This is a genomic window from Paraburkholderia sp. (assembly GCF_026225065.1).
GTDB lineage: Bacteria > Pseudomonadota > Gammaproteobacteria > Burkholderiales > Burkholderiaceae > Paraburkholderia.
This window is the reverse complement of record NZ_JAMFSB010000092.1, coordinates 1-19,264: the sequence shown is the minus strand read 5'-3', so window position 1 is coordinate 19,264 and position 19,264 is coordinate 1. Positions and strand designations below refer to the sequence as shown.

Genomic DNA, 19,264 nt, shown 5'->3' with positions numbered 1-19,264 from the left:
GGCTCCGTATCCGGCTGCGGATTGGCAGGCGTAAACGGAAACGTGCTGAACATCGACTTGGCCTGGTTCTGCATCTGCTCCTGCATCTGCACGAACATGTTCTTCGACTGCTCGATATAGCTGGTCATCATGCCCTGCATCATCGGCGCCTGCATGTTCATGAACTGCGACCACACCTCAGGGTTCATCGCCTTGCCTTCATACAGGTTCTTCGACTGATCGGCGAGCTTGGCCTGAATGTCGATGAACGCCTGAATGTTCTTCTCGAGATACGTGCCCATCATCCCCTGCATCGCGTGTCCGTAAAAACGGATGATCTGCGAGAGCATCGACGACGAGAACATCGGCAAACCGCCGCTCTCTTCTTCCAGAATGATCTGCAACAGAATGGCGCGCGTCAGGTCCTCGTTGCTCTTCGCATCGATGACCTTGAAATCCTCCTGGTCCAGCACGAGCTGCTTGACGTCCGTCAGCGTGATGTACGTGCTTGTCTCCGTGTCATAGAGCCGACGGTTCGGATATTTCTTGATGAGTCGTTCGGCAGTTTTCTTTGTAGTAGTGGTCATTTAACGCCTTTGAGCGCCATTGAAGCGCAGAAACGGCGCTGTCGCATCCGCAATCGGGCCATGATTGCAAATACGAGACGCCGCCGGAAACACCTGAACCATGTAGTGCTCCGTCTTGCAACGGCGCACCTCACGGATCAGCCCATGTGCAGACCGCCATTCAGCGAGAAATCGGCTCCCGTAGAAAAACCCGATTCGTCCGACGCGAGCCACGCTACGATCGAACCGATCTCATCCGGCTGGCCAAGACGGCGCACCGGAATCGTCGCAACGATCTTCTCCAGCACATCGGGACGGATCGACTTGACCATATCCGTGCCAATGTAGCCGGGCGAAACGGTATTGACCGTCACGCCCTTGGTGGCGACTTCCTGAGCCAGCGACATCGTGAAACCGTGAATGCCCGCCTTAGCCGTCGAGTAATTGGTCTGCCCGAACTGGCCCTTCTGCCCGTTCACCGACGAGATGTTGATCACCCGCCCAAAGCCGCGCTCGACCATACCATCGATCACCTGCTTGGTGACGTTGAACAGACTCGTCAGATTGGTGTCGATCACCGCCGTCCAGTCTTCGTGCGTCATCTTGCGGAACACGACGTCGCGCGTGATGCCCGCGTTGTTGACCAGCACGTCGACTTCACCGACTTCGGCCTTCACCTTCTCAAACGCCGCCCGCGTCGACTCCCAGTCGCCCACATTGCCTTCCGAGGCGATGAAGTCGTAACCGAGTACCTTTTGCTCTTCGAGCCATTTGACCCGGCGTGGGGAGTTCGGGCCACAGCCGGCGACGACCTTGAAGCCTTCCTTATGAAGACGTTGGCAAATGCTCGTGCCGATGCCGCCCATCCCGCCCGTTACATACGCAATTCGCTGTGCCATAAACCACACTCCATTATCGTTTTTCCGAGGCGCCGACCGGCAGCCTCTTTCCTCGCCTTTACTGCACCATCTCCGCTGCCGCCGGGCGACCGGCCGGCGAGGCCGTCATACACCGCGCGCCGCTTCACCCCTGACAACAGATGAAACGCCCGCGCGCGGCAATCCTGCTCCTTCAGGCGTGCTCAGATCCGCTCGACCGCCAGCGCCACGCCCATACCACCGCCAATACACAGCGACGCCAGACCCTTCTTCGAGTCGCGCTTCTGCATTTCATACAGCAGCGTGACGAGAATCCGGCAGCCGGACGCGCCGATCGGATGGCCGATCGCGATCGCGCCACCGTTCACGTTGATCTTCGAGGTGTCCCAGCCCATTTGCTGATGCACGGCGAGCGCCTGCGCAGCAAATGCTTCGTTGATCTCCATCAGGTCGAGATCGGCCGGAGTCCAGCCCGCGCGTTCGAGGCAGCGGCGCGACGCCGGCACCGGTCCCATGCCCATCACCTTCGGATCGACGCCAGCGTTGGCGTAGGCCTTGATACGGGCGAGCGGTGTGAGGCCGAGCGCTTCGGCTTTCTTGGCCGACATCACGAGTACCGCCGCGGCGCCGTCGTTCAGGCCAGACGCGTTGGCCGCCGTCACCGTGCCTTCCTTAGAGAAGGCCGGCTTTAGACTGGCGAGCGCCTCGGCGGTCACACCGTGACGCACGAATTCGTCGGTAGCAAAGCGCAGCGGCTCGCCCTTGCGTTGCGGAATCTCGACCGGCACGATCTCGTCGTCGAAACGGCCTGCCTTCTGCGCGGCTTCCGCCTTGTTCTGCGACAGCGCTGCAAACGCGTCCTGCTGCTCGCGCGTGATGCCGTATTCCTTCGCGACGTTCTCTGCCGTCACACCCATGTGGTACTGGTTGTACACGTCCCACAGGCCGTCGACGATCATGCTGTCGATCAGCTTGGCGTCACCCATGCGGAAGCCGTCACGCGAGCCCGGCAGCACGTGCGGTGCGGCGCTCATGTTTTCCTGGCCGCCGGCCACCACGATGTCGGCGTCACCGGCAATGATGGCGTTGGCCGCCAGCATCACAGCCTTCAGGCCCGAGCCGCAGACCTTGTTGATCGTCAAGCCGGGCACCGCCATCGGCAGCCCCGCCTTGATCAGCGACTGACGCGCCGGGTTCTGGCCGGAACCGGCCGCGAGAACCTGCCCCATGATGACTTCGCTGACCTGTTCGGGCTTTACGCCAGCGCGTTCGAGCGCAGCGCGAATCACGATGGCGCCGAGATCGGGTGCGGCGGTTTTCGCCAGCGACCCACCGAATTTACCCACTGCCGTACGCGCGGCCGATACGATCACTACATCAGTCATTTCAATTTCCTCCGGACGTTACGGTCAATTGCTCCGCCGCCCGTCAAGTTAAAAATCCATTCAACTGCTCAATGCCGCTCGCGTCCAATACCGACTAGCTAACCGAACCCCGCGTGTCACTCTTTTTGCATCACATAGCGCCCGGGCGCTGCCTCGATCGCCGGATAGTTGGCCGAACCCGCGGTAGCGCGCGCCTTGACCTTCTTGCCGCCGTACTGATCGAGCCAGCGGGTCCATTCGGGCCACCAGCTGCCGGGTACTTCCTCAGCCTGTTCGAACCAGTCGTCCGGACTCTCCGGCAAGCTCTTGTCCTCCGCCTTGAGCACCCAGTAATTGCGCTTGTTCTTGGCAGGCGGATTGATCACGCCCGCGATATGTCCCGAGGCGCCCAGCACGAACTCGAGCGGCCCGCTCAGCAATGGCACCGATGCATAGGCCGTGCGCCAGGGCACGATATGGTCTTCCCGCGAGCCGTAGATGAAGGTCGGCACATCGATCAGCGACAGGTCCACCTTTTCGCCGCACACGGTCAGCGCATTCGGCTCGCGCAGACGATTCTCCAGATACGTATTGCGCAGATACCAGACATACATGGGCCCTGGCAAGCTTGTCGAATCGCTGTTCCAGTACAGCAGGTCGAAAGCCGTCGGCGTGCGACCCTTTAGATAATTGTCGACGACATAGTTCCACACCAGATCGTTCGGCCGCAGGAACGAGAACGCGTTGGCGAACTCGATGCCGCGCATCAAGCCCGGTTGCGTGCCCTTCTTGCCGCCGATGGTCTGCTCACGCATCTGCACATGCGCTTCGTCGACGAACACGTCGAGCACACCGGTGTCGGTGAAATCGAGCATCGCGGTGAGCAGCGTCATCGACGCAGCGGGATGTTCGCCGCGCGCGGCGGCGACCGCGAGGGCCGTGGCGAGCATCGTGCCGCCGACACAAAAGCCGAGCGTATTGATCTGCTCGCGTCCACTGATCTGACGCACGGTCTCGATGGCGGTGAGCACACCTTCGTCGGTGTAGTCGTCCCACGTCTTATGCGCAATCGATGCATCCGCATTGCGCCACGAAACCAGAAACACCTGGTGCCCCGATTCAAGCCCGTGGGCGACCAGCGAATTCTCCGGTTGCAGATCGAGGATGTAGAACTTGTTGATGCAAGGCGGCACGATCAGCAACGGCCGCTCGCGCACGCTCGCCGTGCGCGGCTTGTACTGGATCAACTGGATCAGGTCGTTTTCGAACACGACCGACCCTTCGGTGTTCGCGAGATTCTTGCCGACCACGAAACTCGATTCGTCGGTCTGCGAGATCTTGCCGCGTTGCAGATCGCTCAACAGATTGTTGACGCCTTGACGCAGGCTCTCGCCGCGACTCTCCAGCAAGGTTTTCTGCGCTTCCGGATTCAATGCGAAGAAGTTGCTCGGCGAGGTCGCCGCAGTCCACTGCTGAACCGCGAAGCGGATTCGCTCGCGCACCTTCGGTTCGGTGTCGAGCGCCTCCACCAGTTCCTGCAGGTAACGCGCGTTAAGGAGATACCATGCGGCCGTGAATACGTAGGCCGGCGCGCCACTCCATGCATCTGAACTAAAACGGCGGTCTTTGAGTTCGGGGGCTTTCGACTTCGAGTCCGCCGACTGTTGAAGCAACTGCATCGCTTCGCGCGAATAGTCGGCTTGCAATTTCTGCAGACGCTCCGCGGGGATCGCCGCCGTAGGCAACTTCAGACCGGCAAACTGGCCCATGGCCGCAGTCGCGTTGCTGAAGTCGGGCATGGCAGGCATCTGCGGCATCTGAAAGGCCGCAGTTTGACCCGCGCCAGGCACACCGAGCGAGCGCCATGCATTCATCCACGCATCGAGTAACTGCTGCGCACCGGCTTGCTGCTGGGTACGCTCCGTCGTGGAGTCCGTGCTTGAGGAAGTCGAGGATTGTGATGCTGCCATACCTGCTTTTGACCGGTGAGTCCTCGCGGACGGTTGAGAGGCAGGTTTCTAGCGCACGTGGGCGATTGCTCGCGACCTCGTCACGCCCTGTCCCGTGTGTGGGGGACATTCTTGCTCCCCATCGCAAGGCATGTCAATGCTTGTTCCCGATTTTGCCGCAGTGCGATATTTTTTTAATTATCGTTTTCCCCATGTATTTCATTGCACTAATGGAATGCCCTTGAACGAATCGACAGGAAATGTAAAAGGCCCGTATTACAGGGCCTTTTTATGCATTTAACGTTGGACGTGACAACGATTTTCAGCCGGTTCGATTGCACGCGGTTTAACGCGTGCATGCACTTACGGCGACGCATCAAGTATTTATGTCCCGCCGCCCCCGAACAAACCCTGATGGATCCCGCCCGCCATGGCTGCCAGCGGCATGAACGAGCCAGCATTGTCAGTCGGCAAGCCAGATCATCGCGGCCATACGTCCTGTCACGCGATCGCGCCGATATGAATAAAAGCGCTCGCGCCCGGTCACCGTGCAGAGATCGCCGCCGCTAATCAGCGTCACGCCGAAACGTTGCAGGCGCAAACGCGCCAATGCGGGAAGATCGGCGAGATATTTACCGGGAGAATCGGGACGCGGCACAAATGCCTGAGCGGTGGCCTCGCGTTGCGAACCGTCGACGCCATCCATGAAGGCGTCACGTACGTCTGCGCCGACTTCGAATACGTCCGGCCCGATCGACGGGCCCAGGTACGCGTGTAGCGAGCCGGGTTGAGCACCCGCTAACTCGGCCACGCGCTGGGCGGTTTTTTCGACCACACCCGCAGCGAGGCCGCGCCATCCCGCATGCGCTGCGCCCACGGCGCGGCCTTCGGCGTCGCATAGCAGGACGGGCATGCAATCGGCGATCATCACGACGCAGATCGTGCCCGGCCGGTTCGTCACGCTGGCGTCGGCGCGTACCAGCGGCGCGCCCGCGCGAGCCCGTTCGAGCACTTCGTGCGCGTCGACCACTTCAGCGCCATGGATCTGCTCGAGCCACGCCGCTTCGGCGCCGTCAGTCAACGCCCGCAGACGGGCACGGTTCTCGACGACGCATAACGGATCGTCGCCAGCCAGCCGTCCGAGATTCAGGCCGCCCGGCCGATCGACGCCGTCGCTCCAGCGGCCATACGGCGGCAAGCTGACGCCGCCGTTGCGCGTGGTCACCAGCGCGCGCACGCGCGGCGTCACCTGCCAGCCAGGTTGAAACACGTCAGCGTGTGTCAGCTCGGGGAACGTGGAGGCAGGCGGTGTAGAGTCAGGCTGGCTCATGCGCGGTCGTCCTCCTCGTCGCTATCGTCGCCACCTTGCTCATGGTCGTCAGCTTCATCGGCTTCGTCAGCGTCGTCGGCTTCGTGCTCGTCGTCGAGAAATGCTTCGTAACCTTCCGCTTCCTCGTCTTCGTAATATGACTCGTCGAACTCGCCCGCCTCGTCACGGCCGAGTCCAAGCGCCGCGGATAGCGCCGCCATGTCTTCCGGTACCTCGGCGCGCCACTGCATATCGCGCCCGGTCCGCGGATGAATCAGCCCGAGGCGCCACGCATGCAGCGCCTGACGCGCGAAACCGTCCGGCAAAGGTGTGACCGAGCGCTTGCCGCGCGCGCGCCCATAGACCGGATCGCCGAGCAACGGATGCCCGATGTGTGCGCAATGTACGCGAATCTGGTGCGTACGCCCGGTTTCGAGATCGCAGTGGATTGCCGACACCGGCTGCCGCTGCCAGATGGCCGTGTCGACGCGCCGGAAATGGGTGCGTGCGGGTTTGCCCGCAGCACTCGTGACCACCGCCATGCGGGTGCGTTCACGCGGATCGCGGCCGATCGGCGCATCGATGGTGCCCTCCTCCGGCATGTTGCCCCACACGAGCGCGAGATAGCGGCGTTTGACGGTGCGCGCCTGCAGTTGCCGCACGAGGTCGGTTTGCGCTTCGAGCGTGCGCGCCACCACCATCAAACCCGAGGTTTCCTTGTCGAGACGGTGCACGATGCCGGCGCGCGGCAAGCCGGACGCCGCCTCGCCGTAGCGGTGCAGCAGGCCGTTCAGGATGGTGCCGCTCCAGTTGCCGGCAGCGGGGTGCACGACCATGCCGGCGGCCTTGTTGATGACGACGAGGGTGTCGTCCTCGTAGATCACGTCGAGCGGCACGGGCTCTGGCGTGAACGCGAGCTGCTCGGGCAGCAGGTCGGGCACGAGCTCGATCTGCGCGCCGAGCGCCACCGGCTGGCGGATCTTCGCAGGCTCGCCATCCACCCGCACGCGCTCCGCCTCGATCCAGCTTTGCAGGCGGTTGCGCGAAAACTCGGGAAACACCTTGGCGAGCACCTTGTCGAGCCGCTCGCCGGCCAGTTCGTCGGGCACGGTCACTACGCGTGGCGTGTTGTCCACGGCTTTGCTGGCCACCGTCGGCACGTCGCTCGCGGCCTGATGGGGCACGAGCGCGTCGCCGTCAAGATCGTCATCTAACGAATCACTACCCAACGCGTCGGAGGGGTCAGCGCTTGGGCTATAATCTTTGTTGCTATTCCGGGCGCCTCCTGTAGAGGAAACCGGATTATTTGAACGGGTCATTGAGTCTGGGTCACCTGGACGTAAAGCTAGACTGGAAAATGCGAGCCTTGAACACCATTACTGAATCGGCCCAAAAGACGGCGGCCTACAAGACGGCAGCCCAGACGACAGTCTGGACGACTGTCCGGCGCATGGCCTCCCGGGTGGCGCGGTATTTTGCCTGCGCCGCAGCCATTGCGATTGTGGCGGCCTGCCATGGCCTGCCGGAAAAAACCGACGAAACGGCTACCTGGCCAAACGCCAAATTATATACGGAGGCGCAGGACTCCCTGTCCAATAACGACTGGGGCAAGTGCGCGAAATACTTCGAAATGCTTGAGGGTCGCGATCCGTTCGGCCACTTCGCCCAGCAGGCACAGATCAACGTGGCCTACTGTAACTGGAAAGACAGCGAGAACGACGCAGCCAATCAGGCTATCGACCGCTTCATCCAGTTGCACCCGGATCATCCGGATATCGCCTACGCGTATTACCTCAAGGGCATGATCAACTTCAACGACGACCTCGGTCTGTTCGGCCGCTTCTCTGGCCAGGACATGAGCGAGCGCGATCCGAAGTCGCTGCGCGAGTCGTATGACGCGTTCAAGGTGGTGGTCGACAAGTATCCGAACAGCAAGTTCGCCCCGGATGCCGCGCAACGCATGCGCTATATCGTGAACGCGCTGGCGTCGCACGAAGTCCATGCCGCGGATTATTACTACCGTCGTGGTGCGTATGTCGCGGCAATCAACCGTGCGGAGCTCGCCATCAAGGATTACCGCAATGCGCCGGCCATTGAAGACGCACTGCACATCATGATGCTGTCGTATGAGAAGCTGAACCAGCCGCAACTGGCTGACGACACAAAGCGCATCCTCGTCGGCACATTCCCGGACAGCCCGTACATCACCGGCCACGCAAGACCAGGTACGGAAAAATCGTGGTGGCAGTTCTAAGCCACACGCCTTGCGAGCGGCGCTGGACTTGATCCAGATCCACGCGTGATGAAAAAACGCCATGACCCGAAAGTCATGGCGTTTTTGTTTGTGCGCTTCGTTGGGTTCGTACAGCCAGATTACGCCGGCGGGCAGCGCGTAATCGCACCGATGCAGCGCAAAGTCAGCGTCAGCCGGTCAGTCGCGCTCGAACAGCGCAATCGACTCCACATGCGAGGTGTGCGGGAACATGTTGACCACGCCCGCCCCTTTAAGCCGGTAGCCTGCTTCGTGCACAAGCAAACCAGCATCGCGAGCGAGCGTCGACGGATTGCAGGATACGTAGACGATGCGCTTCGGTAGCGGACCGTTGCCGCTCTGCGCGATTTCAGCCAGTGATTTCGACACTGCCAGCGCGCCTTCACGCGGCGGATCGATCAGAAATTTATCGAAATGACCGAGCGCACGCATATCGTCGGCGGTGACCTCAAACAGGTTGCGGCAAGCGAACGACGTATGGCCCGCCACACCGTTTTCCCCGGCATTCGCCAATGCCCGTGTGGTGAGCACTTCGCTGCCCTCGATCCCCACGACTTCCTTCGAAATCCGCGCAAGTGGCAACGTGAAATTGCCGATACCGCAGAACAGATCGAGTACACGATCAGTACGTGAGGGCGCCAGCAGACGTAGCGCACGACCCACCAGCACACGGTTGATCTGGTGATTGACCTGCGTGAAGTCAGTCGGCTTGAACGGCATGCGGATATCGTACTCCGGCAGCGTGTAGTCGAGCCGGGCGTCGAGCGGATAAAACGGCGCTGCTGAGTCCGGCCCCTGCGGCTGCAACCAGAACTGCACGTTGTGGGCATCGGCGAACTCGCGCAGCAGTTGCTCGTCTGCGGCGTTGATGGGCTCCAGAGTGCGCAGGACCAGTGCCGTCACAGTTGAGCCGACTGCCAGTTCGATCTGCGGCATGCGCTCGCGGATCGACAGGCCTGCGACCAGCCGACGCAGCGGCACCAGCATTGCGGAAACGTGCGGCGGCAGCACCTCGCAAGAAGTCATGTCGGCGATGAAGCTGCTCTTGCGTTCATGAAAGCCGACCAGCGCGCCGCCCCTCTGCGCCATGTAGCGCACGGTCAGACGCGCCCGATAGCGGTAGCCCCACGACGGACCGTGAATCGGTCGATACACCGTTTCGGGCCGCAGCTTCGCCAGATGCGCGAGATTGTCTTCGAGCACACGCTGCTTGACAGCGATCTGTGCGCGCACATCGAGGTGCTGCATCGAGCAACCGCCGCAGGTGCCGAAAAATCGACACTGCGGTTTCGTGCGAAGCACGCTCTCGCGCAGCACGTCGACCACTTCCGCCTGTTCAAAACTGGCCTTTCTGCGATAGCTCAAATAGGTGACGCGTTCGCCGGGCAATGCGCCCTCGACGAAAATCACCTTGCCCGGTGTGCCGTCCTCATTGACGGTGCGGCCTACGCCGCGCGCTTCCATGTCGAGCGATTCGATTTCGAGAATCGGGGCGATAACAGGCACAACGGACACGCCCGCCTCGGCGGACGCTTTCTTCTTGCCTCGGGACGAGCGGTTCGAGGCACGATGTTTGGCACTGTGAGACACCTGCGGCTTCCTGACAGACTATTGGGGAAGGCGAGATTGTAGACGAACCGCAACCGGCGACGGAGATTTGACGTTGCGGACGATCAACCGGAATGTCCGCCAAGGGCGCGATGCCGCCGCTCGCTCGCGCGCGCTGCTATTGGTCGAACGCCGCCAGATACTCGGCCCAGTGCGACGCAGGCTCCAGCGCGAGCGAACTTTTCACGAGCGCGATTTCGTCTGCGTATTCCTCAGCGGAGAAACCACCACGCATCAACTGGAAGCGGCAGTACAGCAGGTAGGTGTTGACGACGTCCGTCTCGCAGTAATTGCGGATTTCTTCGATCCGTCCATCCTGAAATGCGTGCCAAACCTGCCCGCCGTCCATGCCGAGCTTGCCGGGAAAGCCGCACAGTTTGGCGAGCGCGTCGAGCGGTGCGTTGGCGCGCGTCTGGTACATCGCCAGCACGTCCATCAGGTCCGTGTGGCGCGCGTGATAGCGGCTGATGTAGTTGTTCCACTTGAACTCGCGGTCGTCCTCGCCGAGGTCCCAGAAGCGGTTCGCCGGAATCCCGTTGACCAGCGCGCGATAGTTCAGCACCGGTAAATCGAAGCCGCCACCGTTCCACGAAACGAGTTGCGGCGTGTACTTCTCGATCACACGGTAAAACGACTGCACCAGCGCCGCTTCACCGTCTTCCAGTGTGCCGAGCGAGCGCACCCGAAAACCATTGTTGTCGCGAAACACACAGGAGATGGCCGCAATCCGCTGCAAGTGGTGCGGCAGGAAATCGCTGCCGGTTTTCTCGCGGCGCGCGGCAAAGGCATGCTCGGCGACTTCGGCGTCGGTCAAAGTGGCGGGCAAATCTTCGAGGCGGCGAATGCCGACGACATCGGGAATCGTCTCGATGTCGAAAACAAGAATCGGTGTCATCAGTTTATAAAACGGCGTCCTTGCGCACACCGTTGGAGGCAAAGAAGCGCTTCAGGCGAACCAGGGCTTCCTGCTGGATCTGGCGCACACGCTCGCGCGTGAGGCCCATTTCGTCGGCCAGCTCTTCGAGCGTGGCCGGCTCGATATGATTGAGGCCGAAGCGGCGCTCGATCACGTGGCGGTGCTTGTCGGACAGGCGCGCCAGCCATGCGCGCGTCAGGGTTTCCAGCTCGCGGTGCTGCACCTCGGCGTCCGGCGACTGGCTCTGGTCATCCGACAACAGATCGAGCAGGCTGCTCGCTGGATCGAGATCGAGCGGAGCATCGAGCGAAGCGGTGTGTTCGTTCAACGCGAGGATGTCGGTGACTTCGTCGGTGGTCTTGCCGGTCAGATAAGCGATGTCGTCGATGCTGGCGTCGCGGCGATCAGCCGCGTCGCCGGAATTCATAGAGTTCTTCTCCAGATGCCGCTTGGCGCGCAGCACCTGGTTGAGTTCGCGAATCACATGCACCGGGAGGCGCACCGTGCGCGCCTGATTCATGATGGCGCGTTCGATGCTCTGACGGATCCACCAAGTGGCGTAAGTAGAAAACCGGAAGCCGCGCGTAGGATCGAACTTCTCGATCGCGTGCATCAGGCCGAGATTACCCTCCTCGATCAGGTCGAGCAGCGGCACTCCGCGGTTCAGATAGCCTTTCGCGATACTGACGACGAGCCGCAGATTGCGCTCGATCATGACCTGGCGCGCCTCGAATTCGCCCGCCTTGGCCAAACGCGAGTAGCGCTGCTCTTCTTCCACCGTCAGCAGCGGCTTCACGCTGATCCGGTTCAGGTAGTGCTGAATCGTGTCAGCCGTGAGTTCGGCCTGCAGCAGCGCACGGAAATCGTCGGCGTCGGGCGCGGCGTCGCGTGCGCCCTCGCGGGTTTCGCCTGGCTCGTCCGCTCCGGCCTGGCTCTCGTCCGAATCGCGCGAGTTATCGAGATCGTCAACGCTATCGTCTTCGACCTCCGAAGCGACGCCGTCCTCCACCGTGACATGCGTGGCGCGGCTGATATTCTCAGACTCGGCTTGCGGCGTGCGGCGCTTCGATTTCGGCATGGTCGTATCGCTTATTGCGGCGGCAAATACTTCAGTGGGTCGACAGGTTTGCCCTGCCGGCGAACTTCGAAATGCAACATCACACGGTCCGAATCGCTATTGCCCATTTCGGCGATCTTCTGCCCCTTGGTCACCGCGTCTCCCTCTTTTACCATCAAAGCGCGGTTATGTGCATACGCCGTCAGATAAGTTGCATCATGCTTGATGATAATGAGATTGCCGTAACCGCGCAGCCCATTTCCAGCATAAACGACGCGTCCATCCGCAGCCGCTTTCACCGGATCGCCGGCAGCCCCGCCGATATTGAGGCCCTTGTTGGTCGAGTCGTCAAACGTGCCGAGGATCGGACCGCGCACCGGCCAGGCAAACGCGAGATTGCTCGCGGGCGCCGCGCTCGTGTCGCCGGTGTCGCTCGCGCCGTTCTGCGGCGGGATTGACGGCGCGTTCGGACCGGCGCCGTACGTCGGCGGAGGCGGCGCGATACCAGCCGGACCACCTTGGCCAGGAGCCGGGTTCGGTCCGGGCGCAGGCGAGCCGCCTAGCGGCGCAGTCTGCACGCCGCCGCCCACAATCGGTGCAGTGGCCACACCGGGCGTCAGCGCGGCTACGTTCGCGCCCGGAGGCGCGACCCGCAGCAACTGATCGACCTCGATCTGGTTCGGGTTGGTCAGGTTGTTCCACGTCGCGATATCGCGATAATTCTGACCGTTCTCAAGGGCAATCCGGTAAAGAGTATCGCCCGGCTTCACCCGGTAATAGCCCGGAGGCGGCGGCCCCAGCGGCACCGGCGCCGCGGGCTGCTGCGCGGACTGGGTACCGAGGTCGCCGGATTTATCGACAACCGGCGCGTTATCGAGCCGAGTCGCACAGGCCGTCAACAGAGAGAGCGCGACCACGCACACGCTACGCTGGGCTACGGTCAGGCGGACGTTCAGGCTTTTTATTTGCATCGCGCGCAACATACTCATCGGTTTCAGATCACTCCGGATTTTAAGGGTACAAAGAAAACGCGATCAAGCCTCGACTCGCGCCATTGCGCGGGTCCGGTGCGCTCGACGAGCGTGAGCACCTGTTGCGTCTGACCATCCTGCGTGCCGACCGGCGCGACAAGGCGCCCGCCGATAGCAAGCTGTTCGAGCAACGCCTGCGGCACGTCGAGCCCGGCCGCTGCGATCACGATCGCGTCGAACGGCGCGGCCGCGGGCAACCCGATACGACCGTCACCGTAGTGCAGCCGGATATTCGGAATGCGCAGCGGACGCAGATTTGTCTTGGCGCGCTCGTAGAGCGGTTTGATGCGTTCAATCGAATAAACATCGCGTGCGACCTGGCTCAGCACGGCCGCCTGGTAACCGCAACCCGTGCCGATCTCGAGCACGTTGTTAAGCGTGCGGCCGGCGGCGGCCAGCTCGATCATCCGGGCGACCACGGACGGCTTGGAGATGGTCTGATGGTGACCGATCGGCAAAGCCGCATCCTCATAGGCCTGGGGCGCGAGGCCTGGGTCCACGAACATATGGCGCGGCACCACTGACATGGCATGCACCACGCGCTGATCGGTAATGCCGTTTGCCCGCAGGCGTTCGACCATGCGTTCGCGAACCCGTTCCGAAGTCAGCGCGAGTGCGCCGTTCAAGGCCACGTTGGGCGCGCCGCTGCTTCGTTCCAGGGGCCGCGGTGTGACGGGCTTCAGCGGCGCGGAGCGGTTGGCGCGCGTCGACGCAGCGAGCACGGCGCCGGATTTGCTGCCGGATGATGGCGCTACCTTGGCGACGGGTTTGACCGCGACCGGCTTGAGCCCCGCCGGTGACGCTTTGACGACGGGTTTCGCTACGACCTGCCTCGCCACGACCGGTTTGGCCACCGCCGGCACCGGTTTGGCGACCGGCTTGACGACAGGTTTAACCACGACGGCCGCCGGCGCTTTGGCCACCTGACCTGCAGTGCGATTGCCCGCCGCCTCGCCACGCGCCGGCGTCTTCGTCCGCGCACCATTCGCACGATCGGTAGCAGCGGCGAGATTCGCCGCGCGCACTTCGCCGGGGCGCCCTTCGGGCCGGCGCGGCTCGCGCACGAGATCCTCGAGGCCAAGCGGAAAGCGCTTTGCGCGCTCCTGGGTCATGAAGCGCCACTCCCGGCGCGTAACCACTCGCGCGTCGCGGGCAACATGGCGGTATGGGTTAGATCGAGTTGCAGCGGTGTGATCGAGACACGGCCGTTGGCGACGGCGTGGAAGTCGGTCCCTTCGCTCGCATCGCGCGCGCTGCCCGACGGGCCGATCCAGTAGATCGGTTCGCCGCGTGGATTGGTCTGCGGTATCACCGGCTGCGACGGGTGCCGTTTGCCGAGGCGGGTCACCTGCCATTCACCGATCTGCTCGTACGGCAGGTTGGGAATGTTGACGTTCAGTAACGGGTTACCGGGCAGCGGATGCTCGAGATAATGGCCGACGATTTCCGCGGCCACACGGGTTGCGGCGTCGAGATGCCCCCAATCCTTGTCGACCAGCGAAAATGCAATTGCCGGTACGCCGAACATGATGCCTTCGGTGGCCGCGGCAACCGTGCCGGAGTACAGCGTGTCCTCACCCATGTTCTGGCCGTTGTTAATACCGGAGACGACCAGATCGGGCCGATGGTCCAGCATGCCGGTCAGCGCGATATGCACGGAGTCGGTCGGCGTGCCGTTCACGTAGTAGAACCCCGTCGACGAGCGCAGCACCGAGAGCGGCCGCGACAGCGTCAGCGAATTCGACGCGCCGCTGCAGTTCTGCTCGGGCGCCATTACAGTGACATCCGCAAATGCCTTCAGCGCTTCATAAAGCGCAGCAAGGCCGGGCGCCAGATAACCGTCGTCGTTGCTGAGTAGGATTCGCATGCGGCGATTGTAACCGAGGAAAGAAGACGCGCGAACGACACTCCAGGCATCGCGCATCAGGTGTGTCACACAAGGTAAAAACGCACGGTCGTTCGGCTTGATTTACACTTCAGAATACCCGGGTGAACCCCGATCGAAATGGAGACACAATGCGCGCGATTCGCTGTATTCAGTACGGGCCGCCGGAAAGCCTCGCCGTGGCTGACCTGCCCGACCTCGAGCCGCAAGCCGGCGAGGTCGTGATCGACGTCAAAGCCGCCAGCGTCAATTTTCCCGACGTGTTGATCATCGAAAACAAATACCAGTTCAAGCCGCCGTTGCCATTCACGCCGGGCTCGGAAGTCGCCGGTATCGTGCGCGCGGTCGGCGCCGGGGTGACGCAGTTTCAGCCGGGTGCGCGGGTGGTGGCGTTCACGGGCCAGGGCGGTTTCGCCGAGCAAGCCGTGGCGCCCGCAGCGGCCTGCGTGCCGCTTGCCGAGGGCATCGATTTTTCGGTCGCGGCGGCTTTCACGCTCGCCTATGGCACGTCGCACCACGCGGTGGTCGATCGCGGCGCGTTAAAGCCCGGTGAGACGATGCTGGTGCTAGGTGCGGCGGGCGGCGTGGGGCTCGCCGCCGTGGAGATCGGCAAGGCGCTCGGCGCACGGGTGATCGCCGCCGCCTCTTCCGCCGAAAAACTTGCCATCTGCGTCAAGCATGGCGCCGATGCGACCATCAACTACAGCACCGAAGACCTGCGCGAGCGCATCAAGGCGCTGACCGACGGCAAAGGGCCGGACGTAATCTACGATCCAGTCGGCGGGATCTACGCCGAGCCGGCGTTTCGCAGTATCGGCTGGCGCGGCCGGTATCTCGTCGTGGGATTTGCCAATGGCGAGATTCCCAAATTGCCACTCAACCTGACTCTGCTGAAGGGCGCGAGCGTCGTCGGGGTGTTCTGGGGCGATTTCGCGAAGCGCGAGCCGCGGCACAACGCGGCGGCGTTCAAGGAAATGACTGGCTGGATCGGCGAGGGCAAGCTGCGCCCATACGTGTCCGCGCACTATCCGCTCGAGGAAACCGGGCGGGCGCTGCGCGAGATGGCTGAACGCCGGGTGGTGGGCAAGATTGTGATTACGCCGTAGGGGTGCGTAGAACGTTTGCTCGTCAACATCAACGGCTCGAAAAAACGGCGTGTCAATCAACTACACGCCGCTTTTCTTCACCCACGCTCACACGATCTGCTGATCGTGCAGCCGCGCAATATGCTCGGCATCGTAGCCGAGCGAGCGCAAAACCTCATCCGTATGTTCGCCCAGTTCCGGTCCGAGCCAGCGTGTTTCGCCGGGCGTCGCCGAGAGCTTCGGCGTCACCGCGGGCAAGGTGATTTCCTTGCCGTCCTGCCACTTGAAGCGCTCAATCATCTGACGAGCCATGAACTGCGGATCGGTGAACATGTCCGCCACGCTATAGATGCGACCCACCGGCACATCCGCGGCGTTCAGCACCTCGAGCGCTTCGTCGATCGTGCGGGTGGCAAGCCATGCGGCAATCGCCTGATCGATTTCCTGAGTGCGCGGCACGCGCCCGTCGTTGTGCGCGAGGGCGGGATCGTTGGCGAGATCTTCGCGTTCAATGGCGAGCATCAGGCGTCTGAAGATCGGATCGCTGTTGCCGCCGATCACGATGCTGCCGTCGCGGCACGGATACGTGTTCGAAGGCACGATGCCTGGCAACGATGCGCCGGTACGCTCGCGCACCATGCCGTAGACGCCGTACTCGGGCACCACGCTCTCCATCATGTTGAAGACCGCTTCGTACAGCGCGACATCGACCACCTGTCCTTTGCCGCCGTTCGCCTGGCGGTGATGCAACGCCATCAGCGCGCCGATCACGCCATGCAGGGCGGCGATCGAATCGCCGATCGAGATGCCGATGCGCGGCGGCGGCAATTCCGGATAACCAGTGATATGACGCAGGCCGCCCATCGATTCGGCAATCGCGCCGAAACCCGGCCGGTCGCGATACGGTCCGGTCTGTCCATAGCCGGACAGACGCACCATCACGAGGCCCGGGTTTTCGGCGGACAGCACGTCATAGCCAAGCCCGAGCTTTTCGAGGAGTCCAGGGCGGAAATTCTCGACGACGATATCGGCTTCCTTCGCCAGCCGCCGCACGATCTCCTTGCCCTCCTCGGCCTTCAGATTGATCGTGACAGACTTCTTGTTGCGAGCCTGCACGGCCCACCATAACGACGTGCCGCCGACCTCCGGATAGAGCGTGCGCCATTTGCGCAGCGGATCGCCGCCCTTCGGATCTTCGATCTTGATCACGTCGGCGCCGAACTCGCCGAGAAAACGCGCCGCGAACGGCCCGGCGATCAGCGTGCCGAGTTCGAGCACTTTCACGCCGGCCATCGGGCCGGCAGGACGTGTCGCGTCAGGGGTTGCGCTCATGGGTCTCCTGGATAACGCCGGGCTCGGCCGTGCTACAAGGAGCGCCGGTCGAGCATCGCGCGGGCAATCGTACCGGCATCGACGTACTCGAGCTCGCCACCCACCGGCACGCCGCGCGCGAGGCGCGTGACAGCGAGTCCACGCGCCTTCAGCGTCTGCCCGAGGTAATGCGCGGTCGCTTCGCCTTCGTTGGTGAAATTGGTCGCGAGTACGACTTCCGTGACGATGCCATCCGATGCGCGCTTAACCAGCCGGTCGAAATGGATCTCCTTCGGCCCGATACCGTCGAGTGGACTCAGGCGCCCCATCAGCACGAAATACAAACCGCGGTAGGTCATGGTCTGCTCGAGCATGATCTGGTCGGCCGGCGTCTCGACCACGCACAGCAACGTCGGATCGCGCTCTTCGTCGCTGCAGACCTCGCAGATCTGCGCCTCGGTGAAGGTATTGCACTTCTCGCAGTGCTTCAGATGCCCAGTCGCAAACAGCAGCGACTGGCCGAGCTTTTCCGCACCCTCGCGATCATGCTGCATCAGGTGATAGGCCATGCGCTGCGCGGATTTCGGCCCGACGCCGGGCAGAGCGCGCAGCGCTTCGACGAGCGCCGACAAGGCGGAAGGTTGTTTCATGCGGAACCGGCGGCGTCGAAGTGGGGTGTTATATCAGAACGGCAGCTTGAAACCCGGCGGCAGCGGCAAGCCTGCAGTCATGCCGCCCATTTTTTCCTGGGCGGTGGCTTCAGCCTTGCGCACGGCGTCGTTGACGGCAGCGGCGACGAGGTCTTCCAGCATGTCCTTGTCGTCGGCGAGCAGGCTCGGATCGATCGTGACGCGGCGTACCTCGTTCTTGCACGTCATCGTCACCTTGACGAGACCTGCGCCCGACTGCCCTTCCACCTCGATCTGCGCGAGCTGGTCCTGCATCTTCTTCATGTTTTCCTGCATCTGCTGAGCCTGCTTCATCAGCCCGGCGAGTTGGCCTTTCATCATGGACATGCTCCTTCTTGATAGCGTGAAATCTTGGGGTATGGCGCTATGATGCGCCGCAAATCAATGCGTTGACGGGGCGCTGCCGGCGGCGTCCGGCGCGATCGGCCGGATGGATCCTGGCACGATGCTCGCGCCGAACTCGCGGATCAGCGATTGTACGAACGGGTCGGAGCCGATCTCGCGTTCGGCCTCTTTCTGGCGCTGCGCGCGGGCGGCGGCGTCGAACGCCGCGGCCGTGCGGCGCGCCGGGCCGACTTCCACCAGCACGTCGACTTCTTTACCCAGGCGCTCGGCAAGCGCCGTTTTCAGCTTGGCGACCTGGGAGGCTTCAGCATACTGCGGGACCGGCACGCTTAGTTTGAGCGTGCTGCCTTCGAGCGCCATCAGTTCGCTGTTGAAGGCGAGCTGGTAGGAAATGCCTTTGAGCGCGAGGCCTACGGCAAGTGCTGGCCAGTCACCGTTGAAGCCGATGGCGTCGAGCGGGATGGCAGCCGGTAAGGGGCGTGTGTCGAGCGGCGCGGGGGCCATGGCAGCCGCTGGGACACGCACGTCGTCAGGACCTACGTCGAATACCGGCACGTAGCCATCGTCGGGCGGGCCGAAATAATCGTCCTCGGCCGAGAGCGGCACGTAGTCGTCGGTGGGTATGTCGTCCCAAGGGGCGACGGATGGCGCGCCCTGCGCGCCGCCGTTGCCGTTGTTACGCGGAGTCGGCGCCGCTGACGCCGCCGGGCCGCGAGCGGGTGCGGCTTCCTGGGCGTGGCGTGGCGCACCAGGTGTCGGCACGGGTACGTTCACGCGCGGGGCAGCGGGCTTCGCTGGAACAACCGGTGAAGGTTTGGCCGCTGCGACCGGTGCCGCAGCATTCCCTCGGCCGCGGTCCGAAGACACTTTCAAGCCGGCGCTGCGCAATACGTCAAGCGCTGCACTGGCGCCACCCGCGCGGCGCGGCGCGGCGTCGGCAAGTGGAGCCTCCTCGCGAACGGAGGGTGCAGTAGATACCGGCAGCGGTACGGTTGAAGTCGCGTTGGACACAGCGGATTC

18 protein-coding genes are annotated in these 19,264 nt (G+C 62.8%); 2 read left to right on the top strand and 16 right to left on the bottom strand.

The window, feature by feature from the left end; all coding sequences use genetic code 11:
• The 6 genes from phaR to M0954_RS07095 form a co-directional block, all read right to left on the bottom strand.
• On the bottom strand, positions 1–566 hold a 566-nt coding region (gene phaR, locus M0954_RS07120), incomplete at its 3' end, for a polyhydroxyalkanoate synthesis repressor PhaR (RefSeq protein WP_297352346.1).
• Between the two features lie 137 nt (positions 567–703).
• The gene (locus M0954_RS07115) at positions 704–1,444 is read right to left on the bottom strand and encodes a 3-ketoacyl-ACP reductase (protein ID WP_122154614.1); all 741 of its coding nucleotides are present in this window, start codon (positions 1,442–1,444) and stop codon (positions 704–706) included.
• Positions 1,445–1,626: 182 nt separating this feature from the next.
• On the bottom strand, positions 1,627–2,808 hold the full coding sequence (locus M0954_RS07110) for an acetyl-CoA C-acetyltransferase (protein WP_297352344.1): 1,182 nt from the start codon (positions 2,806–2,808) through the stop codon (positions 1,627–1,629).
• Positions 2,809–2,924: 116 nt separating this feature from the next.
• Positions 2,925–4,757 carry a class I poly(R)-hydroxyalkanoic acid synthase gene (phaC, locus tag M0954_RS07105; RefSeq protein WP_122154612.1) on the bottom strand — a complete coding sequence of 611 codons (1,833 nt, stop codon included), beginning with the start codon at positions 4,755–4,757 and terminating at the stop codon, positions 2,925–2,927.
• A gap of 442 nt (positions 4,758–5,199) precedes the next feature.
• On the bottom strand, positions 5,200–6,066 hold the full coding sequence (gene pgeF / locus M0954_RS07100; RefSeq protein ID WP_123384133.1) for a peptidoglycan editing factor PgeF: 867 nt from the start codon (positions 6,064–6,066) through the stop codon (positions 5,200–5,202).
• Positions 6,063–7,364 (bottom strand): RluA family pseudouridine synthase, encoded by a 1,302-nt coding sequence (locus M0954_RS07095; RefSeq protein ID WP_297352342.1) that lies wholly within the window; start codon positions 7,362–7,364, stop codon positions 6,063–6,065. Before M0954_RS07095 ends, pgeF begins: the two co-directional genes overlap by 4 nt.
• A 131-nt stretch (positions 7,365–7,495) precedes the next feature.
• On the opposite strand from M0954_RS07095, the gene M0954_RS07090 reads away from it, so the two are divergent.
• Positions 7,496–8,299 carry an outer membrane protein assembly factor BamD gene (locus M0954_RS07090; RefSeq protein ID WP_297352348.1) on the top strand — a complete coding sequence of 268 codons (804 nt, stop codon included), beginning with the start codon at positions 7,496–7,498 and terminating at the stop codon, positions 8,297–8,299.
• Positions 8,300–8,476: 177 nt separating this feature from the next.
• On the opposite strand, the gene rlmD is transcribed toward M0954_RS07090, so the two are convergent.
• From rlmD to surE, 6 genes are all read right to left on the bottom strand, one after another.
• Positions 8,477–9,832: a 23S rRNA (uracil(1939)-C(5))-methyltransferase RlmD gene (gene rlmD / locus M0954_RS07085; RefSeq protein ID WP_297352347.1), complete on the bottom strand. Its 1,356-nt coding sequence runs from the start codon at positions 9,830–9,832 to the stop codon at positions 8,477–8,479.
• Between the two features lie 211 nt (positions 9,833–10,043).
• Positions 10,044–10,820: a 3'-5' exonuclease gene (locus tag M0954_RS07080; protein WP_297352340.1), complete on the bottom strand. Its 777-nt coding sequence runs from the start codon at positions 10,818–10,820 to the stop codon at positions 10,044–10,046.
• A 4-nt stretch (positions 10,821–10,824) separates the two neighbouring features.
• The gene (gene rpoS / locus M0954_RS07075) at positions 10,825–11,919 is read right to left on the bottom strand and encodes an RNA polymerase sigma factor RpoS (protein ID WP_122154606.1); all 1,095 of its coding nucleotides are present in this window, start codon (positions 11,917–11,919) and stop codon (positions 10,825–10,827) included.
• An 11-nt stretch (positions 11,920–11,930) separates the two neighbouring features.
• Positions 11,931–12,887, bottom strand: coding sequence for a peptidoglycan DD-metalloendopeptidase family protein (locus M0954_RS07070; RefSeq protein WP_297352339.1), 957 nt, complete (start codon positions 12,885–12,887; stop codon positions 11,931–11,933).
• A 5-nt stretch (positions 12,888–12,892) separates the two neighbouring features.
• Positions 12,893–14,041: a protein-L-isoaspartate(D-aspartate) O-methyltransferase gene (locus tag M0954_RS07065; protein ID WP_297352337.1), complete on the bottom strand. Its 1,149-nt coding sequence runs from the start codon at positions 14,039–14,041 to the stop codon at positions 12,893–12,895.
• The gene (gene surE / locus M0954_RS07060; protein WP_297352335.1) at positions 14,038–14,796 is read right to left on the bottom strand and encodes a 5'/3'-nucleotidase SurE; all 759 of its coding nucleotides are present in this window, start codon (positions 14,794–14,796) and stop codon (positions 14,038–14,040) included. The genes M0954_RS07065 and surE overlap by 4 nt, the downstream gene beginning before the upstream one ends.
• Positions 14,797–14,945: 149 nt before the next feature.
• On the opposite strand from surE, the gene M0954_RS07055 reads away from it, so the two are divergent.
• A complete protein-coding gene (locus M0954_RS07055; protein WP_297352333.1) occupies positions 14,946–15,920 on the top strand; it encodes an NADPH:quinone oxidoreductase family protein in 975 nt (324 codons plus the stop codon).
• Positions 15,921–16,007: 87 nt separating this feature from the next.
• On the opposite strand, the gene M0954_RS07050 is transcribed toward M0954_RS07055, so the two are convergent.
• The 4 genes from M0954_RS07050 to M0954_RS07035 all read right to left on the bottom strand — a co-directional run.
• Positions 16,008–17,231 (bottom strand): CaiB/BaiF CoA-transferase family protein, encoded by a 1,224-nt coding sequence (locus tag M0954_RS07050; RefSeq protein WP_297352331.1) that lies wholly within the window; start codon positions 17,229–17,231, stop codon positions 16,008–16,010.
• A 32-nt stretch (positions 17,232–17,263) separates the two neighbouring features.
• A complete protein-coding gene (gene recR, locus M0954_RS07045) occupies positions 17,264–17,860 on the bottom strand; it encodes a recombination mediator RecR (protein ID WP_122154601.1) in 597 nt (198 codons plus the stop codon).
• Positions 17,861–17,893: 33 nt separating this feature from the next.
• Positions 17,894–18,220 (bottom strand): YbaB/EbfC family nucleoid-associated protein, encoded by a 327-nt coding sequence (locus tag M0954_RS07040; protein ID WP_122154600.1) that lies wholly within the window; start codon positions 18,218–18,220, stop codon positions 17,894–17,896.
• Between the two features lie 60 nt (positions 18,221–18,280).
• Positions 18,281–19,264 (bottom strand): DNA polymerase III subunit gamma/tau C-terminal domain-containing protein (locus M0954_RS07035; protein ID WP_297352329.1); only part of this gene is annotated, 984 nt, incomplete at its 5' end.

What these genes read in the sequence shown, in the direction of transcription:
- M0954_RS07115 (WP_122154614.1), bottom strand. Translation starts at nt 1,444, where the DNA reads ATGGCACAGCGAATTGCGTATGTAACGGGCGGGATGGGCGGCATCGGC.
- M0954_RS07110 (WP_297352344.1), bottom strand. Translation starts at nt 2,808, where the DNA reads ATGACTGATGTAGTGATCGTATCGGCCGCGCGTACGGCAGTGGGTAAA.
- phaC (WP_122154612.1), bottom strand. Translation starts at nt 4,757, where the DNA reads ATGGCAGCATCACAATCCTCGACTTCCTCAAGCACGGACTCCACGACG.
- pgeF (WP_123384133.1), bottom strand. Translation starts at nt 6,066, where the DNA reads ATGAGCCAGCCTGACTCTACACCGCCTGCCTCCACGTTCCCCGAGCTG.
- M0954_RS07095 (WP_297352342.1), bottom strand. Translation starts at nt 7,364, where the DNA reads ATGACCCGTTCAAATAATCCGGTTTCCTCTACAGGAGGCGCCCGGAAT.
- M0954_RS07090 (WP_297352348.1), top strand. Translation starts at nt 7,496, where the DNA reads ATGGCCTCCCGGGTGGCGCGGTATTTTGCCTGCGCCGCAGCCATTGCG.
- M0954_RS07080 (WP_297352340.1), bottom strand. Translation starts at nt 10,820, where the DNA reads ATGACACCGATTCTTGTTTTCGACATCGAGACGATTCCCGATGTCGTC.
- rpoS (WP_122154606.1), bottom strand. Translation starts at nt 11,919, where the DNA reads ATGCCGAAATCGAAGCGCCGCACGCCGCAAGCCGAGTCTGAGAATATC.
- M0954_RS07070 (WP_297352339.1), bottom strand. Translation starts at nt 12,887, where the DNA reads ATGAGTATGTTGCGCGCGATGCAAATAAAAAGCCTGAACGTCCGCCTG.
- M0954_RS07065 (WP_297352337.1), bottom strand. Translation starts at nt 14,041, where the DNA reads ATGACCCAGGAGCGCGCAAAGCGCTTTCCGCTTGGCCTCGAGGATCTC.
- surE (WP_297352335.1), bottom strand. Translation starts at nt 14,796, where the DNA reads ATGCGAATCCTACTCAGCAACGACGACGGTTATCTGGCGCCCGGCCTT.
- M0954_RS07055 (WP_297352333.1), top strand. Translation starts at nt 14,946, where the DNA reads ATGCGCGCGATTCGCTGTATTCAGTACGGGCCGCCGGAAAGCCTCGCC.
- M0954_RS07050 (WP_297352331.1), bottom strand. Translation starts at nt 17,231, where the DNA reads ATGAGCGCAACCCCTGACGCGACACGTCCTGCCGGCCCGATGGCCGGC.
- recR (WP_122154601.1), bottom strand. Translation starts at nt 17,860, where the DNA reads ATGAAACAACCTTCCGCCTTGTCGGCGCTCGTCGAAGCGCTGCGCGCT.
- M0954_RS07040 (WP_122154600.1), bottom strand. Translation starts at nt 18,220, where the DNA reads ATGATGAAAGGCCAACTCGCCGGGCTGATGAAGCAGGCTCAGCAGATG.